Consider the following 19,887-nt stretch of genomic DNA (forward strand, 5'->3'; position numbering starts at 1 on the left):
CCATCAGACGGGGCTATCGATGCGGATCCAGGTGGTCTTGCATTCGGTGTATTTGTCGAAGGCGTGCAACGACTTGTCTCGACCCACCCCGCTCTGCTTGAAGCCACCAAACGGCACGGTGATGTCGTCCTCGTCATACTGGTTGACATGCACCGTGCCGGCGCGCAGAGCGCGTGCCACGCCGTGGGCCTTGTTCAGGTCACTGGTCCACACGCCGGCCTGAAGGCCGTAGATGGTCTGGTTGGCCTGGCGCACGACTTCGGCGGTGTCAGAAAAAGACAGCACTGACAGCACTGGGCCGAAAATCTCTTCGCGTGCAATCGTCATGTCGTTGCGCACGCCGTCGAACACAGTGGCCTGCACGTAGCAACCACCGGTCTCAGCCAAGGCCTGCTCGCCACCGGCCAGCAGCTTGGCACCTTCGGACTTGCCCAGCTCGATATACCGCAGCACATTGTTCATCTGCACGGTGTCCACCAGTGCACCCATGATGGTGTCGGGCTCCAGCGGGTTGCGGGGCATGTACTGGGGCAACAGGGCCAGAGCCTTTTCCAGAAAGGCGTCCTTGATACTGGCTTCGACAAACAAGCGCGAAGGTGCGTTGCAGCTCTGGCCCTGGTTAAAGAAGATGCTGCCCACTGCCGCCTCCACCGCCCGGTCCAGATTGGGGCAATCGGCGAACACGATATTGGGGGACTTGCCGCCCAGCTCGGTCCAGGCGCGCTTCAGATTGCTTTGACCAGCCATCACGTGGATCTTCTTGCCCACAGCGGTGGAGCCGGTGAAGGCAATGCAGTCCACGTCCATGTGCAGGGCCAGCGGCGAGCCGGCTTCCGGTCCGTAGCCCGGCACCACGTTGAACACGCCAGCGGGTATGCCGGCTTCCAGCGCCAGGTCACCCAGGCGCAACGCGGTCAAAGGCGACTTCTCGCTCGGCTTGAGCACCACCGAGTTGCCAGCCGCCAAGGCCGGAGCGATCTTCCAGGCGGCCATGATCATGGGGTAATTCCAGGGCACGATGACCCCTACTACGCCCACAGGCTCACGCGTAATGAGGGCCAGCGCCGTGTCGGCTGTGGGGGCGATTTCGTCGTACACCTTATCCACGGCTTCGCCATACCAGCGCAGGCAGTTGGCAGCGCTGTTAACGTCCACGGCCTGGGCATAGCGCAACGGCTTGCCCATGTCCAGGGTCTCGGTCAGTGCCAGCTCCTGGGCATTGGCCAGTACCAGGTCGGCGAAGCGCGTCATCACCTTCTTGCGCTTGGCCGGTGCCATGCCGGACCAGCGGCGGTCCTCGAATGCAGCGCGTGCTGCCGCCACGGCCGCGTCAATGTCGGCTGCCTCGCAGCGCGCCACCTCGGTCAGCACCGCGCCATCCACCGGTGAGATGCAGGTAAAGGTAGCGCCGCTGCGCGAGGCCACACGCTGGCCGTTGATAAGTGCACGGCCATCAAAGGCGGGTCGGGTCAAAGTCTGCATAGCCTCATTTCCTGAACTGAAAAATACGGGAATCAAAAGTTCTCAAGCCATGAGCGATTCCCGTATTCGATCAAATCCGGATCAAAGCTTTACACCGCCCCAAGGGCAGGTCAGAAGTTCACGATAGTCTGCAAGCCGATCGTGGTGTTGCTCTTACGGTAGGTTCCGTCAGACCATTGGTAGAACGAAGGCGTTGTGGCGCGGTCAAACCGCAGCTCGCCACGGAAAGCCACGTTACGCGTCAGCCGGTAGGTTGCAGCGCCCGTCACAGAAAACCGGTTCGCACCCTTGTTCGGGTCGTAGTTGGGGTCGTTCGGATCGCCAGGGCCAAAACCGTTGTAGACATCGCCAGTGGCGACGCCTGCGGGATCGTTACCACCGAACACATTGAACGTGCCGCCGCCATTCTTCTGGTTGTTCAAGTAGTCAAACCGACCTGCAAACGTCCATGCAGGACCCACCTTCTTGGACAACACATACGACATGCCGTACCACTGGGAATCCCCCCCGTTGAAGGCGGCCTGCTGCTGCCGGCCCAAGGTTAGTTGCAGATTGGTATTGATGTCGCCGCGTGTCCACCATCCATCGATTTCAAACTGGTCCAAGCGGGTCGCAGAAGGCGTGCTGGTCAAAGACGCATTGGGGTTAAGGACCTTACCCTCATAACCCGTGAATTCCACACCCCAGAACTCTTCCTTGGCATAAGTGGCGTTATAAATGAACGAAGGGCTGCGGGTAGAAGCAGTGTTATTGCCGCTTATGTCATTGCGCGCCGAGTTCATGTTGGCCAAAAACAGCTTGGTATCCCACGCCCCCCGTGCCAAATCCAGACCCACGCCGGTGTATGCCGTTGCCGCGGTGAAATCAAACAGCAGATTCTTGGTTACGAAATACTCGGAAAATCCCGGGTACAGCAAATTAGAAGTAACGCTGTTGGCGCCCACAAAACTGTTGAAAAACGGCTGGTAACCCGACACGTCCGGCATTTGCCCTACCAGCAAGCGCGTTGACGGACCATCGATTGGTATGGATGCTGAAGCTTCATGGGCAATATTGCCGAAGTTAAAACCAGATCCAGCAGATTTACTGGGGGCGAGAGTCAGCCGAAAACGCGTACCGCCATCGTCAATTTCTTTTTGGATATCGAGATAGGCCAAACCGAAGTAAGAGTTGTCGTACGAATAAACCTCACCACTGCCATTGACGTTCCCAAAGTTATTCAAGAACCCAAACGAGCTGGACCGCTTGTTGCGGTTGTAGACATAGGTGGGATCAATCCCGCCGCTGATGCGCAATCCCTTGAAACCAGCTATTTCGGACTGGTCTTCCATGGCCTCTACCTTGGTCTTGATGCGGTTGAAGTCATCCGGATCTACCGTAGGTACCTGCGCAGCTTGCACGGGAGCAGGCGCCGCGCCTTTCAATGCTTCGGTGAGTTGCTTAATCTGCACTTGCAGTGCATCAATTTGGCGCTGCAGATCGGCATTCGACTGGGCGCTGGCCAATATCGGGAAAACCAAAGATACAGCTAACGCGGTTTGTTTCAGTTTCATCATCGGATCTCCATCTCCATGGGTTACATCAAACAATCAATCCTCAGGCAGCAACGGTCAGGCCTTCCCGGTACGCCGCAGCTTGCTCTGCAGCACGTTGTCGCTCTTTACGGCTCATCCACAAACTACCGGCCAGCACGCCAACAGACACCACGGCAACGGTGATGGTGGCGATCGCATTCACAGTGGGATTAAGGCCCAGACGCGCCCGAGACAAAATCACGATGGGCAAGGTGGTCGAACCCGGTCCAGACAAGAAGGCGGTGGACACCACGTCGTCCAGAGAGATAGTGAAAGTCAACAGCCAGGCGGACATTAGCGACGGAGCAATCGCGGGCAAGGTAATCAGGTAAAACACCTGGAAAGGCTTGCAGCCAAGATCCACGGCGGCTTCTTCCAAAGACATATCCATTTCCAGCAGGCGTGACTGGATCATCACTGCCGCGTAGGACAAGCCAATCGCGGTATGGCCTACCCAGATGGTGAAGATGCCTCGCTCTGGCATTCCAAACATGCGCTCGCACATCACAAAAAACAGCAGCAGCGACAAGCCGGTGATGACTTCTGGTACCACCAGCGGCGCGTTAATATGGGCATTGAAAGCCGTGCGGCCAAAAAACGACCGGTAACGCACCATGGTGAACGCTGCCAAGGTGCCGAACACCACCGATGCCGTAGCGGTCAAAAGTCCGATCTTGAGCGATAGCAAGAAGCCGTCAATGACCTCGGTATCGTGCATGATCACGCCGTACCACTTGAAGGTAAAGCCGCCCCAAAGGGTGACCATCTTCGAATCGTTAAACGAGAAAACGATCAGAGTGACGATAGGTAGGTACAGAAAAACATACCCTGTGGCCAGCCAGAATCTTCCAATGCGCGAGTCCATATTCAGTTTCCTCTCACACCGCCGGAATCGGCTTGGTATTTATTGAGAATTGCGAGTGGAATCAGGATCAGCACCACCATGGTCACGGCCACCGCAGAAGCCATAGCCCAGTCGTTGTTGCTGAAGAACTCGTCCCACAAGACGCGCCCAATCATCAATGTCGAGGGACCGCCCAGCAATTCCGGGATCACGTATTCGCCCACACTCGGAATGAATACCAACATGGCGCCAGCAATGATGCCGTTCTTGGACAAAGGCACGGTGATCAGCCAGAACGCCTTCCAGGGTGTTGCCCCCAGATCTTTGGCAGCTTCCAGCAAGCGCAGATCCATCTTCACGAGGCTTGCATACAGCGGAAGAATCATGAACGGCAAGTAGGTGTAGACCATGCCGATCGTCATGGAAAAACCGGTGTGCATCATCTTGATCGGCTCGTCGATCACGTGTATGGCAAGCAGTATGTTGTTGAAGACACCGTGGTCGTCCAGAAGGCCCTTCCAGGCGTACACCCGCAGCAAGTAGGACGTCCAAAACGGCAGCGACACCAGCATCAGCAACGCAGGCCGCATGCCCACCGGCGAGCGCACCATGAAATAAGCAAACGGGTATCCCACCAGCAAGCACCAGAAGGTGTTGATCAGCGCAAACCGTATCGATGAAAGATAGGTCTGAACGTAGAGCGAGTCCGTCGTCAAAAAAACATAGTTCGACAGCTTGATACGCAGCGTCAACATCCCATCCACATAGCTCGTCAAATCCGCGTAGTGCACGCCGTCAGAGTCAGAGACACTGATCTTCAACACCACAAAGAATGGAACGGTGAAAAACAGTATCAAGAAGCTGTAAGGCACGCCAATCACACTGCGCTTGCCCCAGCCCTGCGACAAGGCGCGCAGGTAACGGTTGTTGGATAGGCTGCTCATGGTGGGATCCGCCTGGCTTAGCTTGTCAGCACCACAAGTGCATCTGGCGCGAACGTCGCGTACACCGTCTCGCCGCGCTGGAACAATTCGCCGTGACGCTGCCCGTGGGTTATCTGGATTTGCAACTTTTTGCCGCCAGCCAGGTTCATACGGTAAAGCGAGAAGCTACCGAAATACCCGTTATCGGCAATTTCACCGCGCAAACAGTTGTGTTGCGCATCGGCAGGCGGGTCGCGCTGCAGGCTGACCTTTTCCGGCCGCACCGCCACAGTGGCGGGCATGCCCAACGTCCCGGTCACGCCATGGTTTACATAGAAGCTGCCATGCTCGGAGCCCACCACGCAATGGTCTGGCTCATCGATCTCCAGCTTGCCATCGAACAAGTTCACGTTACCGATGAAGTCGGCAACGAAGCGGCAGCTGGGGGTTTCATAAATTTCATTGGGCCGGCCCACTTGCTTGAACTGGCCCTCGCTCATCACGGCAATGCGGTCCGCCATGGTCATGGCCTCTTCTTGGTCGTGCGTGACCAGCACGCAAGTCACGCCCACGCGCTTGATGATGCTGTGCAGCTCAAACTGGGTTTGCTCACGCAGCTTGCGATCCAAGGCCCCCAAGGGTTCGTCCAGCAGCAGCAGCTTGGGGCTCTTGGCCAGGCAGCGTGCCAATGCCACCCGCTGCTGCTGACCACCTGAAAGCTGGTGCGGCTTGCGTTTGGCGTAGGGCTTGAGCTTGACGATAGTGAGCATGTCATCCACGCGCGCATTGATTTCGCTCTTGGGCAAGCCATCACGCTTCAAGCCAAAGGCAATGTTCTCCCACACCGTCAAGTGGGGAAACAGGGCATAGGACTGGAACATCATGTTGATAGGCCGCTCATACGCCGGCATAGAGACGATGTCGGAGCCCGCCAACAAGATATGCCCAGAAGTAGGCGTCTCAAACCCTGCCAGCATGCGTAACAGCGTGGACTTGCCACAACCCGATGAACCCAGCAAGGCAAAGATTTCGCCCTTCTCGATGTCCAGCGAAACGTTGTCTACGGCAGTCGCTTCATCAAAGCGCTTGGTCAAGCGATCGATGCGCAAAAAACTCTTATCTTGGGCTGCGCCAACGGCACCCAACTCTGGATTCAACATATGAAAGCCTCTGTCAATTATTGTTTTAAACCATTGGAGCTGGCGTGCTCCGATGGTCTTCGCTCACGCCTACAGCCCGGTTTTTACGGAGGTGTACAAGCGCGTGCGTAGTCTACGTATATCGCTGTTGACTGCGTCAGGTGGCACCATGCGGGCCAAGTCTTCCTGCGCCATGAAGACTGCCTTGTTATTGGCCACCTCAGGCTTCACAAACTTGAGTGCGCCGGGCACTGGGTTGGCATACAACACCTTGTTGACAATGCCGGCATTGACTTCGGGGCGGTAGATATAGCTGATCCATTTGTAGGCATTCTCGACATGGGGTGCATCGGCTGGTATAGCCATGGTGTCAAAGAAAAGAACAGCGCCAGACTTGGGTACCAGGGACTTGATGACGTTGCCGTTTTTAGCTTCATTCGCACGGGCCTGGGCGATGCTGATGTCGCCGTTCCAACCCATCACCAGGCACAAAGAGCCGCCAGCCAGATCATTGATATAGCCCGAAGAAGAGAACAGCGTGATGCTGGGCCGGATTTTCTTCAACAGCTCAGCCGCTTCCTGGTAGTCCGCTGAGTTCTTGCTGAAGGGTGGTTTGCCTAGATAGTGCAATGCGGCAGGGAACAATTCGTCGCCAGAATCCAGCACGGACACACCGCACGACTTGGCCTTTGCTGCGTATTCAGGCTTGAAAAGCAGGTCCCAGGCATTGTCCGGCCATGGCAGGTTACCGAGCGCCGCTTTGAGTTTGGTTTCGTTGACGCCTATCGTTGTGATACCCCAGGCCCACGGGGCGGTGAACTGGTTACCGGGATCCATTTCCGATAGCTGCTTCATGACGTACGGATCCAGATTGGCGTAGGTCGTGATCTTGCTCTTATCGAGCTTTGTGAGCAGCCCGCCCTGGGCCTGTATCTTGGCCCAGTGGGACGAAGGCACCACGATGTCGTAGCCAGTCTTTCCAGCCACCATCTTGGCGTGCAGGGTTTCGTTGCTGTCAAAGGTGTCGTAGCGCACCTTGATACCGGTCTCCTTTTCAAAATTGGCGATGGTGTCCTCGCCAATGTAGTCAGACCAGTTGTAGATGTTCAGCACTTTTTCATCGGCTGCCTGTACGTTTGCGGCAGTGCCCGCCAACGCCCCCAACGCCAACAGACCAGACATGAGTCGGCTAAGCCCCCGTTTTTTCAAACCCAATTGCATATCTATCTCCTGATGACAAAAGAACAATGTAAAAGCATGAAACAAATCATGATGATGAATGACACTGGCAAGAAAACGAGAAACTTTACGCAACAGTAACAGCGCCTCAACGAAAGCAGCAGGCCTACCGCACGCTAGCCCAATAGCTCTTTGTCCTTCAACTCCGCGTAGGTCAAGTCCAAGCACCGCGTAATCAATGCCACCATCTCGTCAATCTGGGCGTGGGTCATGGTTAGCGGGGGCGCGATGATCATCCGGTCGCCGACCGCCCGCATGATCAATCCGTTGGCAAAACAGTGGCGGCGGCAAACCATGCCTACCCCCAGGTCTTCCGCGAACAGCTCTTGCGTTGCCTTGTTTTTCACCAAAACCAATCCAGCTGTGAAGCCGCAGGTTTCTGCCACACCGACCAGCGGATGCCCTGCCAAAGTCTTAAACTTTTCTGCAAGATACGGGCCAACATCGGTCCTCACCCGGCCCACCAGGTTTTCGCGTTCCATGAGTGCAATATTGGCCAACGCCACAGCACAGGCCACAGGATGGCCGCTGTAGGTATAGCCATGGTTGAACTCGCCGCCCTTTTCAATCAGCACCTTGGCGACACGGTTGCCCACCATCACACCGCCCAGCGGGATGTAGCCGCTGGTAACCGCTTTTGCAAAAGTGACCAAGTCAGGTTTGTAGCCAAACTTCTCGTAGGCAAACCAGTAGCCTAGACGGCCAAAAGCGCAGATCACCTCGTCGCTGATCAACAAAATTCCGTACTTATCGACAATGCGCTGGATTTCAGGCCAGTAGCTGTCTGGCGGAATGATGACGCCACCGGCACCCTGCACCGGCTCGCCAATAAAGGCCGCCACCTTTTCTGGCCCTACCTCCAATATCTTCTCCTCCAGCCAGCCGGCAGCACGCACGCCAAATGCCTGCTCAGTTTCACCTGGCAGTGCATTCTCGAAAAAGTACGGCTGTTCTATGTGGGTGATGTTCGGAATAGGCAAGTCACCTTGCGCGTGCATGCCAGACATGCCGCCCAGCGACGCCCCCGCCATGGTGCTGCCGTGGTAGGCATTCTTGCGGCTGATGATCACCTTGCGCTGCGGCTGGTCCAGCAGATCCCAGTAGCGCCGCACCATGCGCACGTTGGTGTCATTGCTCTCACTGCCGCTGCTGGAGAAAAACACGTGCTCAAACCGCCGGTCACCGACAGGCTTGGCCAGGGTAGACAACTTTGCGGCCAGCTGGGTAGCCGGGACATTGGTGGTCTGAAAAAAGCTGTTGTAGAACGGCAGCTCCATCATCTGCTGGTAGGCAGCCTGGGCCAACTCGGTGCGTCCATAGCCGGCGCTCACGCACCACAGACCGCTCATGGCGTCCAGTATCTTGTTGCCTTCGGAGTCCCACACATAAATGCCGTCGGCCTTGGTGATCACGCGTGAGCCCCGGGTTGCCAGATCCTGATGGTCGGTAAACGGATGCATGTAGTGCGCGCTATCCAATGCCTGGATAGCCTTCGTATCCAGTACGCTTTCGCGGCGAACAATGGCAGGTGGGGACATTAAGTTCAGGGGTGAATTCATTTGCGAAGCTCCAAATCAAATCAATGCGTTAACCAGGTACATCCGTACAGGTCATGTACTTCAAACGTGCAGCAGCAGGTGCTCCCGCTCCCAGGGTGAAATCACTTTCATGAACTCTTCGAACTCCAGGTCTTTGATCTCGGTGTAGACGGTGATGAAATCCTTGCCCAGCACCTCGTGCAAGTCTGGCTCGTTGCGCAGCAAGTCCAGGGCCTCGCCCAGGCTGCGGGGCAATGAATACGGCGCCAGATACGCGTCGCCCTTCATCTCAGCCTTAGGTTTGATCTTTTTCTTCATGCCCAGGTAGCCGCAGGCCAGAGTCATGGCCATGGCCACATACGGATTCGCATCCACACCGATCACACGGTTTTCCACACGCCGTGCAGCCGGTGTCGAAATGGGGGAGCGAATGCCCACCGTACGGTTGTCGAAACCCCACTCAATATTGATGGGCGCGGCCGTATTGCGCGACAGGCGACGGTAGCTGTTCACATAGGGGGCCACCAGGGCCATGGCTGCAGGTATGTAGCGCTGCAAGCCACCGATGTAGTGAAAGAATGCCTCCGACGGCGTACCGTCTTCGTTACTGAAGATATTCTTGCCCGTGGCAATGTTGAGAATACTTTGGTGCACATGCATGGCACTGCCCGGCTCACCGGCGATAGGTTTGGCCATGAAGGTGCAGTACATATCGTGGCGCAAGGCTACCTCGCGGGCCATGCGCTTGAAGAAGAAAACCTCGTCGGCCAAACCCAGCGGGTGGGCGTGGAAGAAATTTATCTCCATCTGCCCAGCACCCGCCTCGTGGATCAGCGTGTCCACATTGAGCTCCATCTTTTCGCAGTAGTCGTACATCTCTTCGAACAGCGGATCGAACTCGTTCACCGCATCGATGCTGTAGGACTGGCGGGAGGTTTCTGCTCGGCCACTGCGACCAATCGGTGGGCGCAAAACGGTGTTTGGGTCCGTATTGCGGGCCACCAGATAAAACTCCAGCTCGGGCGCCACCACCGGGTCCAGCCCGTCGGCGGCATACAGGTCGCAAATACGGCGCAACACACTGCGCGGCGCAAACGGCACCAGCTTGCCATCACGGTCATAGCAGTCATGGATGACTTGCGCTGTGGGGTCCGTGGCCCAGGGCACGATGCGCACCGTGGCTTCGTCGGGTTGCAGATGCATGTCCCGGTCCGTGGGGTCAATCACGTCGTAGTACGGGCCTTGCTCAGGAAATTCGCCGGTCACGCCCATGGCCACAATGGCCTGGGGAATGCGCATGCCGCGGTCTTCGGTGAACTTCTCACGGGGCAAAATCTTGCCACGGGCGACCCCGGTCAAGTCGGGTACCAGGCACTCCACCTCGGTGACTCTGCGCTCGTTCAGCCACAACTCCAGGTCGTTGAAACTCATTGCTTTGCGTTGGTCCATATCTATCTCCTCTTTTAGTTCGACGCGCCAGCCAAGCGCGCGGTATGGCGGGCCTGACAGGCCTCACCGAATGCATTCAATATGGCGGTGTAAAACGGGTTCTCGGCAAACTTCCACTCAGGGTGCCACTGCACGGCATAGGCGAAAGCCGACGCAGCTTGCACGCCAAATGCCTCCACCAGCCCATCGTCAGCCCAGCCCAGCGGCTCCAAACCTGGTGCCAACTTGTGGATACCCTGGCCGTGCAAGGAATTCACCATGGCAGTGTCTCCGCCGGCCCATTGGGCAAAGGCGCTGCCGGGTGCAAAACGCACCGCATGCCTGGGCGCGTACTGCAGGTCCAGCGGATCTTCCTCGGGCTCGGTATGGTCCATCAGCCCCTCCACGCCGTGCACCTTTTGGTGCAGTGAGCCACCCAGCGCCACATTGATTTCCTGAAAGCCTCTGCAGATGCCCAACAAAGGCACGCCTTGCTGGATACAGGCCTGGATCAAGGGCAGCGTCAGGCTGTCGCGCTCTACATCCAATGGCAAGCTGGGGTCCAAGACGGTTTCATCGAAATGCGAGGGGTGCACGTTGGAGGGCGAGCCGGTCAGCATCACGCCGTCCACCCACTCCAGCAAGCTGGCGATCTGGCTGCTTTGCACCAGGGGGAAGATCACGGGTTGGGCATGGGCACCAAACTTGCAGGCTGTAGCGTACTTCTCGCCGAGCATCAAATAGGGCAGATCGGCAGAGCCACTGTCGCGACCACGGTGGTCTGCTGGCAACCATACAAGGCAAGCGGTGTGTGCTTTTTGCATGGCTTATATGTGAATAAATAATTGCATATTGCTGACAATTGTGCCGGGCTATTGGTTTAATAATAGATCCAGTTTGCAAAGGTCAATGGTGCCACTTTGCATCCACTCTAGCCCCGGAGTCCACATGCTGAGCGAATTCCTCGTTACTGAAATCAACAAAGTGGGCGCCCAAGATGCGCTGCCCCTGCACCGCCTGCTGTATGAGTCGCTACGCCGGGCCATCCTGGGCGGCAAGATCACCGCGGGCGACCGCCTGCCCTCCAGCCGCAAGCTATCTCAAGACCTGGACGTATCGCGCAACACCGTGGTGGCAGCTATCAACCAGCTCACGGTAGAGGGCTATCTCGTCAGCCATGTGGGCAGTGGAACCTTTGTTAGCGACAACCTGAGCAAAGTCAGCCTTGCGCGCAAGCAAACCGCGCGCACTGAGCCTGGGCATTGCACCCAGCTGTCCAAACGTGGCCGGGCGCTGGCCGAAACCTTCTGCGCCAGCGAACTGGAGGTGCAGCCCTTCACTCCGGGCATTGCCGACTTCAGCGCTTTTCCAGTGCAGCTGTGGCAACGGTTGCAGAACAAATACTGGCGGATGACCTACCCCGACATGCTGGACTACAGCAGCTCGGGCGGCTACGCCCCACTGCGCCGTGCCATTGCCAACCATTTGCGTATGTTCCGCAGCGTCATCCTGGACCCCAGCCAGGTCCTGATCACCAGCGGAACCCAGCAGTCATTGGAGTTGTGCGCGCAGTTGCTGGCCGACCATGGCGACACCGTGTGGCTGGAGGACCCCGCCTACTGGGGCGCCGCTAAAGCCTTTATGGCCACCGGGCTGAAGCTGCACCCCATTTCCGTGGACCAGGAAGGCATTGCGCCCGACGCGGCCGACAACGCCCACGCGCCGCGCCTGGTCTACGTTACGCCGTCACACCAGTACCCCACTGGCGCCGTGATGTCACTTGCACGGCGGCATTTGCTGCTGGCCGCCGCACGCAAGCACGACGCCTGGATACTGGAAGACGACTACGACAGCGAGTTTCGCTTCACCGGCCACCCGCTGTCCTCGCTGGAGGGCTTGGACCAGGACGGCCGGGTGCTCTACATGGGCAGCTTTTCGAAAGTGATGTACCCGGGCCTCAAGCTGGGCTACCTGGTGGTGCCCAAAGCCCTGATCACTTCCTTCAAGCAAGCCCATTACGACCTGAACCGACCAGGCCAGATGCACCTGCAGGCGGCCCTGGCCGAATTCATTGAAATGGGGCACTTTGCCAGCACCTTGCGCCGTGCCAAGCAAAGCCACGCGCAACGCCGCCAGTGCCTGCTGGAAGCCCTGGCGCCCTGCCTGGGCGAACACGCCTGCATCACTGGCGCCGAGCAAGGGCTGCACCTTTGCCTCAAGTTGCCGCCACAGGTGGACGACGCCGCGCTCGCCAAGGCGCTGGGCGGCTTCGGTCTGACCGTGCGCCCGCTATCTGCCTACTGCCTCGCCCGACGCGACATACGCGGTCTGGTGATTGGCTACGGCTACACGGTACAGGCCGACATTGCCGCCAGCGGCAAACGTATAGCCGACATGGTGGCCAGCGCCACGGCAACGCCCGTAGCCAAAAAGGCGGGCCGCAAAGCTGCTTAAGCACGCTTGGCGCGCCCGCCACTAAAGCAGGTCGCGCAAACGGTGGTACAGCATGCCCAGCACCAGTGTGGGCGTGCGCAGCAAGGCTCCGCCAGGAAAGTTCTGGTGCCGCAGACGGGCAAACACATCAAAGCGCTCGGCTTGGCCTGAAATCGACTCGGCCACCAGCTGTCCAGCCAGCCCCGTCAAGGCCACGCCGTGGCCACTAAAACCCTGCAGATAGTACACATTCGACCCCAGCCGGCCAAAGTCTGGCGCCCTGTTCATGCTGATGTCTACAAAGCCGCCCCACACATAGTCCAACGGCACACCCTGTAGCTCGGGGAATACCTTGGCAATACGGGCCTGCATGCGCTGCGCCAGATTGGCAGGCGTAGAGGTGCTGTAGCTCACACGGCCACCAAAAAGCAAACGGTGGTCCTGGCTGAAGCGGAAATAGTCCAAGGCAAAATTGTTGTCGCATGCTGCGGCGTTGCTGGGAATGAGCTGGCGGCACATTGCCTCGCCCAGCGGCGGCGTGGCCACCACATAGGTGCCCACCGGCATGATGCGCGGTGTGATCTCAGGGGCCACTGCTGCGCCGTATTCGGGCAGCTTGTAGTTGCCAGCCAGCACCGCATAGTCCGCCCGCACCTGGCCCTGCGCGGTATGCGCACACACCTTGGCACCACGGTCCAGCTGCGTGACTGCGGACCCGGTGTAGATGCGCACGCCCAGTGCACGCGCCGCCGCCGCCAGGCCCAGGCCGAATTTCAGTGGATGCAAGTGGCCGGACAGCCGCTCATACGCTGCCGCGCAGTAGCGCGGGCTGGCGATATGCTGCTGCACCGCGCTGCCTTCAACAAGGTCTACCTGCAGCCCATACTGCGACTGGGCTCTGCGGATTTCCGCCTCCAGCGCACGCGCCTTGCGTGGTGAATCGGCCACATACAAATAGCCGTTGACCCGCTCGCAATCGATGTTGAACTGTGCAATGCGCTTGTCCACCAGCTCAATCGCCTCCAGCGACATCTGCCAAGCACGGTGGGCATCCTTAGCACCCAGCTGACTTTCAAAGACGTCTTGGCCACCGGCAAAGCCCACGATGGTCTGGCCGCCATTGCGCCCAGAGGCACCGCCGCAAACCACGTCGGCCTCCAGCACCACCACCCGCATGCCGCGCTGCGCCAACTCGATAGCGGCAGACAGTCCAGAAAACCCTGCGCCCACCACCACCACATCAGCCGTCTCGGCACCGCGCAACACAGGGTCGGGCGCACCACGTTGGACGCTGGCTTCGTAATAGCTGCCCTGGTTCAGCTGGGCGTCGGACGCCACCAAAGATTTACGCAGCATGCGGCGCTCCTTGCAGCTTGGCAACCTGCCCGCTCAAATAGGTCCATACACAGGTGGCTGCCGCCAAGGTGGTCAGCTCGGCGTGGTCGTACGCGGGTGCCACCTCCACGCAGTCCATGCCCACCATGTTCAAGCCTGCAAGCTGCTCCAAAAACGTCATCAGCTGCGAGCTGGTCAAGCCGGCAGGCTCGGGCGTGCCGGTGCCGGGTGCAAATGCCGGGTCCAGGCAGTCAATGTCCAAGGTCAAGTAGCAGGGCCGGTCGCCCAGGCGCTGGCGTATGGTGTCCAGCACCGGGTTCAGGCCTGCGCCGTCTAACCCACGCAGTTGGCGCGCGGTGAATATCAAACCGCCCTGGTCTTGCACATACTCGCGTGCAGCCCGCTCGCCACTGGAGCGCAAACCAATCTGCACGCAATGCGCGGGGCTGACCAGGCCTTCCTGCAATGCCTCGTAGGTCCAGGTGCCGTGGCCGGACGGCTCGCCAAAATGGTCTACCCAGGTATCGCAATGCGCGTCGAAATGCACCAGCGCCAACGGACCATGCTGGGCGTGGGCAGCCCGCAGCAGCGCCAGCGTGACGGAATGGTCGCCGCCCAAAAACACGCAGTGGTGGCGGGCCATCAGCTCCGCCGCCTGTTGCTGGATATGTGCACGTACTTCGCTCAACGGCGATGCATTGGGCAGGCGCATATCCAGCGCGTCGCCCAGGTAATCTAAAGGCGACACGCCGAAATACGGGTGGAGGCCGTCACACAACATCAAGCTGGCGCGGCGAATCTCCTGCGGACCAAAGCGCGCGCCGGGGCGATTCGTCACGGCGCCGTCAAACGGCACGCCGGCCAGTGCAAACGGCTGCGCGGCAAGCGCCTGGGTGGCTAAAAAATGGTTGCTGTTGTTGGCGTATGCAAAATTTCCGAGTCCCATAGATTTCAATGCCTTCATGCAAAGACCGCACGATAGGCCAAATTGGCACCTTGCCCGGTGCCACTTTGGCGCAGCTGCAGGGGGCCACTAAGAAGGTGTCTACACTGCGCCCCACCCTACACTGCACCCTCCATCAAAAACGAAAACGGGCCCACGCGCCTGACTCCAGACTCCGTCGCCTGTATGAACTCTGCCCCCCTTGGCCCTTTGACCGCGCGCCTCTGCCTAGCCTCTGGCATGGCCCTAGTGGGCGTGTATATCGCCATGTCGAAGCCGTTGGTCGCCGCCCTGCCCGTATTCCTGTTGGCCTGGCTGCGCTTCGGTATCGCGGCCATAGCCATGCTCCCGTGGCTAAAAAAACCGGCGTCCGAAGGGCCCATGTCCACCCGCATACGGTGGCTGGTGTTTCTGGAGTCCTTTCTCGGCAACTTCCTGTTCTCGATCTGCATGCTGTATGGCGTGAGCATGTCCAGCGCTGTGTCAGCCGGGGTGATCCTGGCAGCCATCCCGGCCACGGTCGCGCTGCTGAGTTGGCTGATCCTGCGCGAACGCATCGGCCCGCGGGTGTGGGCTGCAGTCGCTTGCGGCGTGCTCGGCATCGGCCTGCTCGCACTATCAAAATCAGAGCACCTTGCGCAGGTATCTTCTGCGCCAGAGGCCGATTTGGCTTCAAACCACCTGTGGGGCAATCTGCTGGTGTTTGGGGCCGTGCTGTGCGAGGCCGCGTATGCAGTGATCGGCAAAAAGCTCACGGGCAGCATCGGCCCCAAGCGCATCAGCGCCCTCATCAACCTGTGGGGTCTGGTGCTGATGACACCCGCCGGCCTGTACATGGCCACGTCTTTCAACTTTGGCGAAGTCCACCCTGGCACTTGGCTACTGCTGGTGTTCTATGCCATGGCCGCCAGCGTGGGCACGGTGTGGCTGTGGATGACGGGCCTGCGCGTGGTGCCAGCGGCGCAGGCCGGCGTGTACACCGTGCTACTGCCCATCGCCACTGCGCTGACCGGCGTGCTGGTGCTGGGCGAAACTTTGAGCTTGGTGCAAATACTGGCCTTCGGCGTGGCTCTGCTCGGCGTGGTGCTGGCAACACTGCCCTGAACAAGGAGCCCCCATGCGCGTGCCGCCCCACCAGGGGCGAACCGGTTGGCGTGCTGCATATCGCCAACGAAATGGCGCAGCGCTGTTTTGGCGAGGTGGCCCAGGCCCTGGCCGAGCGCCACTGATCCTGAGCTGCACCGAAATTCCGCTGGCGCTGGCAAAAACCCTGGCGCAACGCGCATACGCAGCCACCTGAAGTGCTTCAGGCCCAGACGCCGGTCGCCTCCAGCACCGGCGACAGCTGGGCCTCGCCCCAGCGCAAGGCCAAGGCACCCGGCCGTCGCAGTGCACCCAGCACCTGCATACGCAGCAAACGCTGGGCGCCGGCAAAGCCGGCCAGATCCGGGCCGTCCCACAGAATCTCGGCGCGCACCGCCACATGCAGCAAGTCGCCCGTGCTGTAGTCGATGAACAGTAACCCCGCCTGCGGGTGCACCGCCAGATTGCCCAGGGTGTTGAAAAAAAAGTTACCCAAAAAGTCTGGCGCCGTCAGCCACTGCTGGCTGTTGGCATCCACCTCGACCCGCACAAAACCCGGCTTGCCGCCACGGTGCGATACGTCCACGCCATCGGCGCGGCCCTCGGGCTGCAAGGCCTGCGAGTGCGCGGTGGCGATGAAGAAGGTGTCCGCTCCACGCACCAGCCGCAGCGCAGCTGCGTCGAGATGGCTACTGGCAATCGCTGCTGCCGGCGCCGTGGCCGTGGCCGTGGCCGAAGCAACATACACCGGCTCACGCGCCTGGATGTACTTGGGGCAGTTGCCAAAGCTCTGCTCTATCCGCAAGCCAAAGCCACTGCCATCCAGCGCCATCACCCGGCCGTTGGCGCGGTTGCGCCGCCGGGTATGCGGTTCTATGCCTAGCAGGCCAATAGACGCGCCCGGCTGCAGTGTTTGCGCCAGCGGGTCAGCCACATCCGGCAGGGCCTGCAAGCGCAACAGCGTGGCATCCGGCGAGCGGATGAAGCCCGGCGGCTGCGCCAGCACCGAGGCCCAGGGCTGGCCCAGCGCGTCCACGCTGCCCAGCACCACAAAAGGCAGCTGGGCGAAAAAGTCACGGTGCTGGTCGGGCATGTAGTCGCGGATCACGCGCGGCCCGATCTCGGCCATACGCTCGGCCACGCCGGCGCGCTGCTGCACCGCGCGCTCACCGGCATGGAAGGTGGCAGTCATGCGGCCAACCCAATACGGCTGCGCACCATGGCCACAAAGCCGGGTAGTGCCTCGATGCGGGCCAGCCAGGCACGCAGATGCGGATACGGCTCCAGCGCTACATTGCCCTCGGGTGCATGGGCGATGTAGCTGTAGTTGGCAATATCGGCAATGGTCGGCGTGCTGCCAACCAGGTAGTCGGACTGCTGCAGGTGCGCGTCCATCACCTGGAACAGCTGGTTCGCCCGCTGGATCGCATCTTTGGGGTCGGTGGGCAACTTGAACAGCTGGATCAGCCGCGCCACCGCCGGGCCAAAGGCGATCTGCCCAGCGGCTATCGACAACCAGCGCTGCACCTGGGCCGCCCCCAGCGCATCGGTAGGCAGCCAGACGCCAGGCGCGGCATAGCGCGTCGCCAGATACACCAGGATGGCGTTGGAGTCGGCCAGAGTGACATTGCCATCCTGGATTACAGGCACCTGGCCAAAGGCATTCAGCGCCAAAAATTCTGGCGTTTTTTGTGCCTTGGCGAGCAGGTCCACATCCACCAGATCGAATGGAAGATCCAGCAGCGACAGCATCAGCTGCACGCGGTGGGCGTGGCCCGAGATGGCGTGGCGGTACAGCCTGATGGGTTGGGCGGGACGGATGGGTGTGGATGTCTGCATGGTGTGCCTCATGGGGAAGAAGTGAAAGAAGCCTGCATTGTGTTTAATCCACTCAGCAAGATAAATGGCGACATACGCATTTAACTACTCCATATACCGGTTTAATATGCCCACATGGACAAACTCAAAGCCATGCACACCTTTGTGCAGATTGCCGACCAGGGCAGCCTGACCGCCGCCGCCCAGGCGATGGACTCGTCATTGCCTGCGGTGGTGCGCACGCTGGCGGCGTTCGAGGCCGAACTCGGCGTGCGCCTGTTCAACCGCACCACACGCCGTATTTCGCTGACCGACGAGGGCCGCCGCCACTTGGACAGCTGTCGCCAGGTACTGGCCACATTGCAGGAGGCCGAGGCGGCCCTGAAGGCCGAATCCAGCGAGCCCGTAGGCCACCTCACCATCACCGCGCCAGTGCAGTTTGGCCAGCTCCATGTAGCCCCGGCCATCACCCGTTTTGTGCTGCGTTATCCGCAGATGCGCTGCAGCGTGCTGCTGTACGACCGGGTGGTGAATTTGCTGGAGGAAGGCATAGACCTGGGCATACGCATAGGCCCTTTGGAGGACTCTTCTCTGGTGGCGCAAACCATAGGCCATATCCGCCGCGTGGTGGTTGCCAGCCCCGGCTACCTGGAGCGCGTAGGGCGCCCCCACCACCCCAAGGACCTACTGCAGTCCAACTGCATACGCAACACCGGCAACAATCCAAGCTGGGGACCCTTCATCGACAAAGGCCGGTCCTTCAGCATTGCCGTCAGCGGCAACCTGGAGTTCAACCAGATCGCACCCACGGTGCAAGCCTGTGTGGCAGGTCTGGGCTTCGGCATGTTTCTGTCTTACCAGGTGGCGCCCTACCTGGCGCAGAAGCAGCTGCAGGTGGTGCTAGAGAGCTTCGAATCGCCCCCCCGCCCGCTGAGTGTGGTCTACCCACACGCACGCTTGCTTCCCACCCGGACGCGGGTGCTGGTGGACTGGATGCGTGAGGAATTGAAAGGCTTTGCCAATCCAGCTGACCAAGGCTCCTAAACCAGCTTGGCCGTTCCCAGCACGATGCCATCCTCGTCGGCGTACAGCCAGTCGCCGGGCATGACCCACACGCCTTGCACGTGCACCGCCACATTGCTCTGGCCCTGGTTGCGCTTTTCGGTGGGCAGGGGCATGGACGCCAGCGCGCGAATGCCCACCGGCAAGGCGGCCAGCTCGGCCACATCCCGCACGCAGCCGTCAATGACCACGCCAGCCCAACCATTGCGGTGGGCAGCCGCCCCCAGGTTGCCGCCCAGCAGGGCACGGCGCAAGGAGCCGCCGCCATCCACCACCAGCACCCGCCCTTGCCCAGGCATGTCCAGCGCAGCCTTGACCAGGGAGTTGTCTTCAAAGCATTGCACGGTCCACACCGGGCCGCTGAAGGTGCGCGTGCCGCCAAAGTCACGGAACACCGGTGGCAATACGCGGAAGGCGCCAGAGACGTCATTCTTGTGCACATCGCACAGGTCGCAGGTCGCAAACACAGTCGTCATGGAGGGCTCACTTTCTGGGCAGAAGGCTTAATGTTCTCACGCCGCGCGGGCAACACCTGGGCGTTTTCACGCGGGGCGTTCAACACGATCGAGGTCGAGGTGGTGCTCAGCAGGCAGAACTTGCTGACCACCGCATCCAGGTGCTGCACGTCGATGACGGCGATCTCCAGCACCCAGCTGTCTTCACCGGTCACGTTGTAGGCATTCAGCACCTCCGGCGTCTGGCCAATCAGCTTCACCACCCGTGCGTACTCGGCCCGTGCCACGCGGATGATGGCGCGGATACCGTAGCCCAGTCGGGCCAGGTCCACTTCGGCGCGATAGCCCTTGATGACGCCACTGGTCTCCAGCTTGCGCACCCGCTCGGTCACTGCCGGCTGGCTCAGGTGTACGCGCCGCCCCAACTCGGCCATCGTGATGCGCGCGTCGCGCTGCAGCTCCGCCAGGATGCGATCGTCGCAAGCGTCAAATTCAGAAACTTCGGTCAGCATAGTGCTCCAGCAAGAAAATTGAGGCCAATACCCGTTAATACCAAGAATATTGCATGGCACAGCCGGGTTTGACTGTCTA

The 19,887-nt window shown here is 59.8% G+C and carries 18 protein-coding genes; 3 read left to right on the forward strand and 15 right to left on the reverse strand.

The genetic code is table 11. The annotated features are described in order from the left end of the window. Window positions 1-3 precede the first annotated feature (3 nt). From AC4BBN_RS01060 to AC4BBN_RS01100, 9 genes are all read right to left on the reverse strand, one after another. The gene (locus AC4BBN_RS01060; RefSeq protein WP_490590101.1) at window positions 4-1,482 is read right to left on the reverse strand and encodes an aldehyde dehydrogenase; all 1,479 of its coding nucleotides are present in this window, start codon (window positions 1,480-1,482) and stop codon (window positions 4-6) included. Window positions 1,483-1,592: 110 nt separating this feature from the next. After that, window positions 1,593-3,038: a DUF3138 family protein gene (locus tag AC4BBN_RS01065; protein ID WP_490590102.1), complete on the reverse strand. Its 1,446-nt coding sequence runs from the start codon at window positions 3,036-3,038 to the stop codon at window positions 1,593-1,595. Between the two features lie 40 nt (window positions 3,039-3,078). Further along, window positions 3,079-3,921, reverse strand: a complete 843-nt coding sequence (locus tag AC4BBN_RS01070) for an ABC transporter permease (protein WP_490590103.1) — start codon at window positions 3,919-3,921, stop codon at window positions 3,079-3,081. Window positions 3,922-3,923: 2 nt separating this feature from the next. After that, entirely contained in the window at window positions 3,924-4,844 is a 921-nt protein-coding gene (locus tag AC4BBN_RS01075; RefSeq protein WP_490590104.1) for an ABC transporter permease subunit, read from the reverse strand. Between the two features lie 17 nt (window positions 4,845-4,861). Then, entirely contained in the window at window positions 4,862-5,983 is a 1,122-nt protein-coding gene (locus tag AC4BBN_RS01080; RefSeq protein WP_490590105.1) for an ABC transporter ATP-binding protein, read from the reverse strand. 69 nt (window positions 5,984-6,052) lie between these two features. Continuing rightward, complete coding sequence (locus AC4BBN_RS01085; RefSeq protein ID WP_490590106.1) at window positions 6,053-7,183, reverse strand: polyamine ABC transporter substrate-binding protein; 1,131 nt, start codon at window positions 7,181-7,183, stop codon at window positions 6,053-6,055. 134 nt (window positions 7,184-7,317) lie between these two features. After that, a complete protein-coding gene (locus AC4BBN_RS01090; RefSeq protein WP_490590107.1) occupies window positions 7,318-8,739 on the reverse strand; it encodes an aspartate aminotransferase family protein in 1,422 nt (473 codons plus the stop codon). 81 nt (window positions 8,740-8,820) lie between these two features. After that, entirely contained in the window at window positions 8,821-10,188 is a 1,368-nt protein-coding gene (locus AC4BBN_RS01095; RefSeq protein ID WP_490590108.1) for a glutamine synthetase family protein, read from the reverse strand. A 14-nt stretch (window positions 10,189-10,202) separates the two neighbouring features. Further along, entirely contained in the window at window positions 10,203-10,991 is a 789-nt protein-coding gene (locus AC4BBN_RS01100) for a gamma-glutamyl-gamma-aminobutyrate hydrolase family protein (RefSeq protein WP_490590109.1), read from the reverse strand. A gap of 124 nt (window positions 10,992-11,115) precedes the next feature. Here AC4BBN_RS01100 and pdxR point away from each other — a divergent pair, with 124 nt between their 5' ends. Continuing rightward, a complete protein-coding gene (gene pdxR / locus AC4BBN_RS01105; protein ID WP_490590110.1) occupies window positions 11,116-12,621 on the forward strand; it encodes a MocR-like pyridoxine biosynthesis transcription factor PdxR in 1,506 nt (501 codons plus the stop codon). Window positions 12,622-12,642: 21 nt separating this feature from the next. On the opposite strand, the gene AC4BBN_RS01110 is transcribed toward pdxR, so the two are convergent. Then, window positions 12,643-13,956: an NAD(P)/FAD-dependent oxidoreductase gene (locus AC4BBN_RS01110; RefSeq protein WP_490590111.1), complete on the reverse strand. Its 1,314-nt coding sequence runs from the start codon at window positions 13,954-13,956 to the stop codon at window positions 12,643-12,645. Next, on the reverse strand, window positions 13,946-14,881 hold the full coding sequence (speB, locus tag AC4BBN_RS01115) for an agmatinase (protein WP_490590112.1): 936 nt from the start codon (window positions 14,879-14,881) through the stop codon (window positions 13,946-13,948). The genes AC4BBN_RS01110 and speB overlap by 11 nt, the downstream gene beginning before the upstream one ends. Window positions 14,882-15,064: 183 nt before the next feature. Here speB and AC4BBN_RS01120 point away from each other — a divergent pair, with 183 nt between their 5' ends. After that, window positions 15,065-15,982, forward strand: coding sequence for a DMT family transporter (locus tag AC4BBN_RS01120; protein ID WP_490590113.1), 918 nt, complete (start codon window positions 15,065-15,067; stop codon window positions 15,980-15,982). Between the two features lie 202 nt (window positions 15,983-16,184). On the opposite strand, the gene AC4BBN_RS01125 is transcribed toward AC4BBN_RS01120, so the two are convergent. Further along, window positions 16,185-17,153 (reverse strand): flavin-nucleotide-binding protein, encoded by a 969-nt coding sequence (locus tag AC4BBN_RS01125; RefSeq protein WP_490590114.1) that lies wholly within the window; start codon window positions 17,151-17,153, stop codon window positions 16,185-16,187. Next, window positions 17,150-17,800, reverse strand: coding sequence for a glutathione S-transferase family protein (locus tag AC4BBN_RS01130; RefSeq protein ID WP_490590115.1), 651 nt, complete (start codon window positions 17,798-17,800; stop codon window positions 17,150-17,152). The genes AC4BBN_RS01125 and AC4BBN_RS01130 overlap by 4 nt, the downstream gene beginning before the upstream one ends. A 114-nt stretch (window positions 17,801-17,914) precedes the next feature. Between AC4BBN_RS01130 and AC4BBN_RS01135 the strand changes: the two genes are divergently transcribed. Next, window positions 17,915-18,823 (forward strand): LysR family transcriptional regulator, encoded by a 909-nt coding sequence (locus tag AC4BBN_RS01135; protein WP_490590116.1) that lies wholly within the window; start codon window positions 17,915-17,917, stop codon window positions 18,821-18,823. On the opposite strand, the gene rraA is transcribed toward AC4BBN_RS01135, so the two are convergent. Continuing rightward, the gene (gene rraA, locus AC4BBN_RS01140; RefSeq protein WP_490590117.1) at window positions 18,820-19,317 is read right to left on the reverse strand and encodes a ribonuclease E activity regulator RraA; all 498 of its coding nucleotides are present in this window, start codon (window positions 19,315-19,317) and stop codon (window positions 18,820-18,822) included. The two genes, AC4BBN_RS01135 and rraA, sit on opposite strands and share 4 nt — an antisense overlap. Beyond that, window positions 19,314-19,808: an Lrp/AsnC family transcriptional regulator gene (locus AC4BBN_RS01145; RefSeq protein WP_490590118.1), complete on the reverse strand. Its 495-nt coding sequence runs from the start codon at window positions 19,806-19,808 to the stop codon at window positions 19,314-19,316. The genes rraA and AC4BBN_RS01145 overlap by 4 nt, the downstream gene beginning before the upstream one ends. Window positions 19,809-19,887 lie beyond the last annotated feature (79 nt).

The sequence above is a fragment of the Rhodoferax sp. SPJ21 genome, from assembly GCF_058216335.1.

Bases quoted from the DNA above. Each gene is read 5' to 3' on its own strand.
- AC4BBN_RS01060 (WP_490590101.1), bottom strand. From the start codon at position 1,482: ATGCAGACTTTGACCCGACCCGCCTTTGATGGCCGTGCACTTATCAAC.
- AC4BBN_RS01065 (WP_490590102.1), bottom strand. From the start codon at position 3,038: ATGATGAAACTGAAACAAACCGCGTTAGCTGTATCTTTGGTTTTCCCG.
- AC4BBN_RS01070 (WP_490590103.1), bottom strand. From the start codon at position 3,921: ATGGACTCGCGCATTGGAAGATTCTGGCTGGCCACAGGGTATGTTTTT.
- AC4BBN_RS01075 (WP_490590104.1), bottom strand. From the start codon at position 4,844: ATGAGCAGCCTATCCAACAACCGTTACCTGCGCGCCTTGTCGCAGGGC.
- AC4BBN_RS01080 (WP_490590105.1), bottom strand. From the start codon at position 5,983: ATGTTGAATCCAGAGTTGGGTGCCGTTGGCGCAGCCCAAGATAAGAGT.
- AC4BBN_RS01085 (WP_490590106.1), bottom strand. From the start codon at position 7,183: ATGCAATTGGGTTTGAAAAAACGGGGGCTTAGCCGACTCATGTCTGGT.
- AC4BBN_RS01090 (WP_490590107.1), bottom strand. From the start codon at position 8,739: ATGTCCCCACCTGCCATTGTTCGCCGCGAAAGCGTACTGGATACGAAG.
- AC4BBN_RS01095 (WP_490590108.1), bottom strand. From the start codon at position 10,188: ATGGACCAACGCAAAGCAATGAGTTTCAACGACCTGGAGTTGTGGCTG.
- AC4BBN_RS01100 (WP_490590109.1), bottom strand. From the start codon at position 10,991: ATGCAAAAAGCACACACCGCTTGCCTTGTATGGTTGCCAGCAGACCAC.
- pdxR (WP_490590110.1), top strand. From the start codon at position 11,116: ATGCTGAGCGAATTCCTCGTTACTGAAATCAACAAAGTGGGCGCCCAA.
- AC4BBN_RS01110 (WP_490590111.1), bottom strand. From the start codon at position 13,956: ATGCTGCGTAAATCTTTGGTGGCGTCCGACGCCCAGCTGAACCAGGGC.
- speB (WP_490590112.1), bottom strand. From the start codon at position 14,881: ATGGGACTCGGAAATTTTGCATACGCCAACAACAGCAACCATTTTTTA.
- AC4BBN_RS01120 (WP_490590113.1), top strand. From the start codon at position 15,065: ATGAACTCTGCCCCCCTTGGCCCTTTGACCGCGCGCCTCTGCCTAGCC.
- AC4BBN_RS01125 (WP_490590114.1), bottom strand. From the start codon at position 17,153: ATGACTGCCACCTTCCATGCCGGTGAGCGCGCGGTGCAGCAGCGCGCC.
- AC4BBN_RS01130 (WP_490590115.1), bottom strand. From the start codon at position 17,800: ATGCAGACATCCACACCCATCCGTCCCGCCCAACCCATCAGGCTGTAC.
- AC4BBN_RS01135 (WP_490590116.1), top strand. From the start codon at position 17,915: ATGGACAAACTCAAAGCCATGCACACCTTTGTGCAGATTGCCGACCAG.
- rraA (WP_490590117.1), bottom strand. From the start codon at position 19,317: ATGACGACTGTGTTTGCGACCTGCGACCTGTGCGATGTGCACAAGAAT.
- AC4BBN_RS01145 (WP_490590118.1), bottom strand. From the start codon at position 19,808: ATGCTGACCGAAGTTTCTGAATTTGACGCTTGCGACGATCGCATCCTG.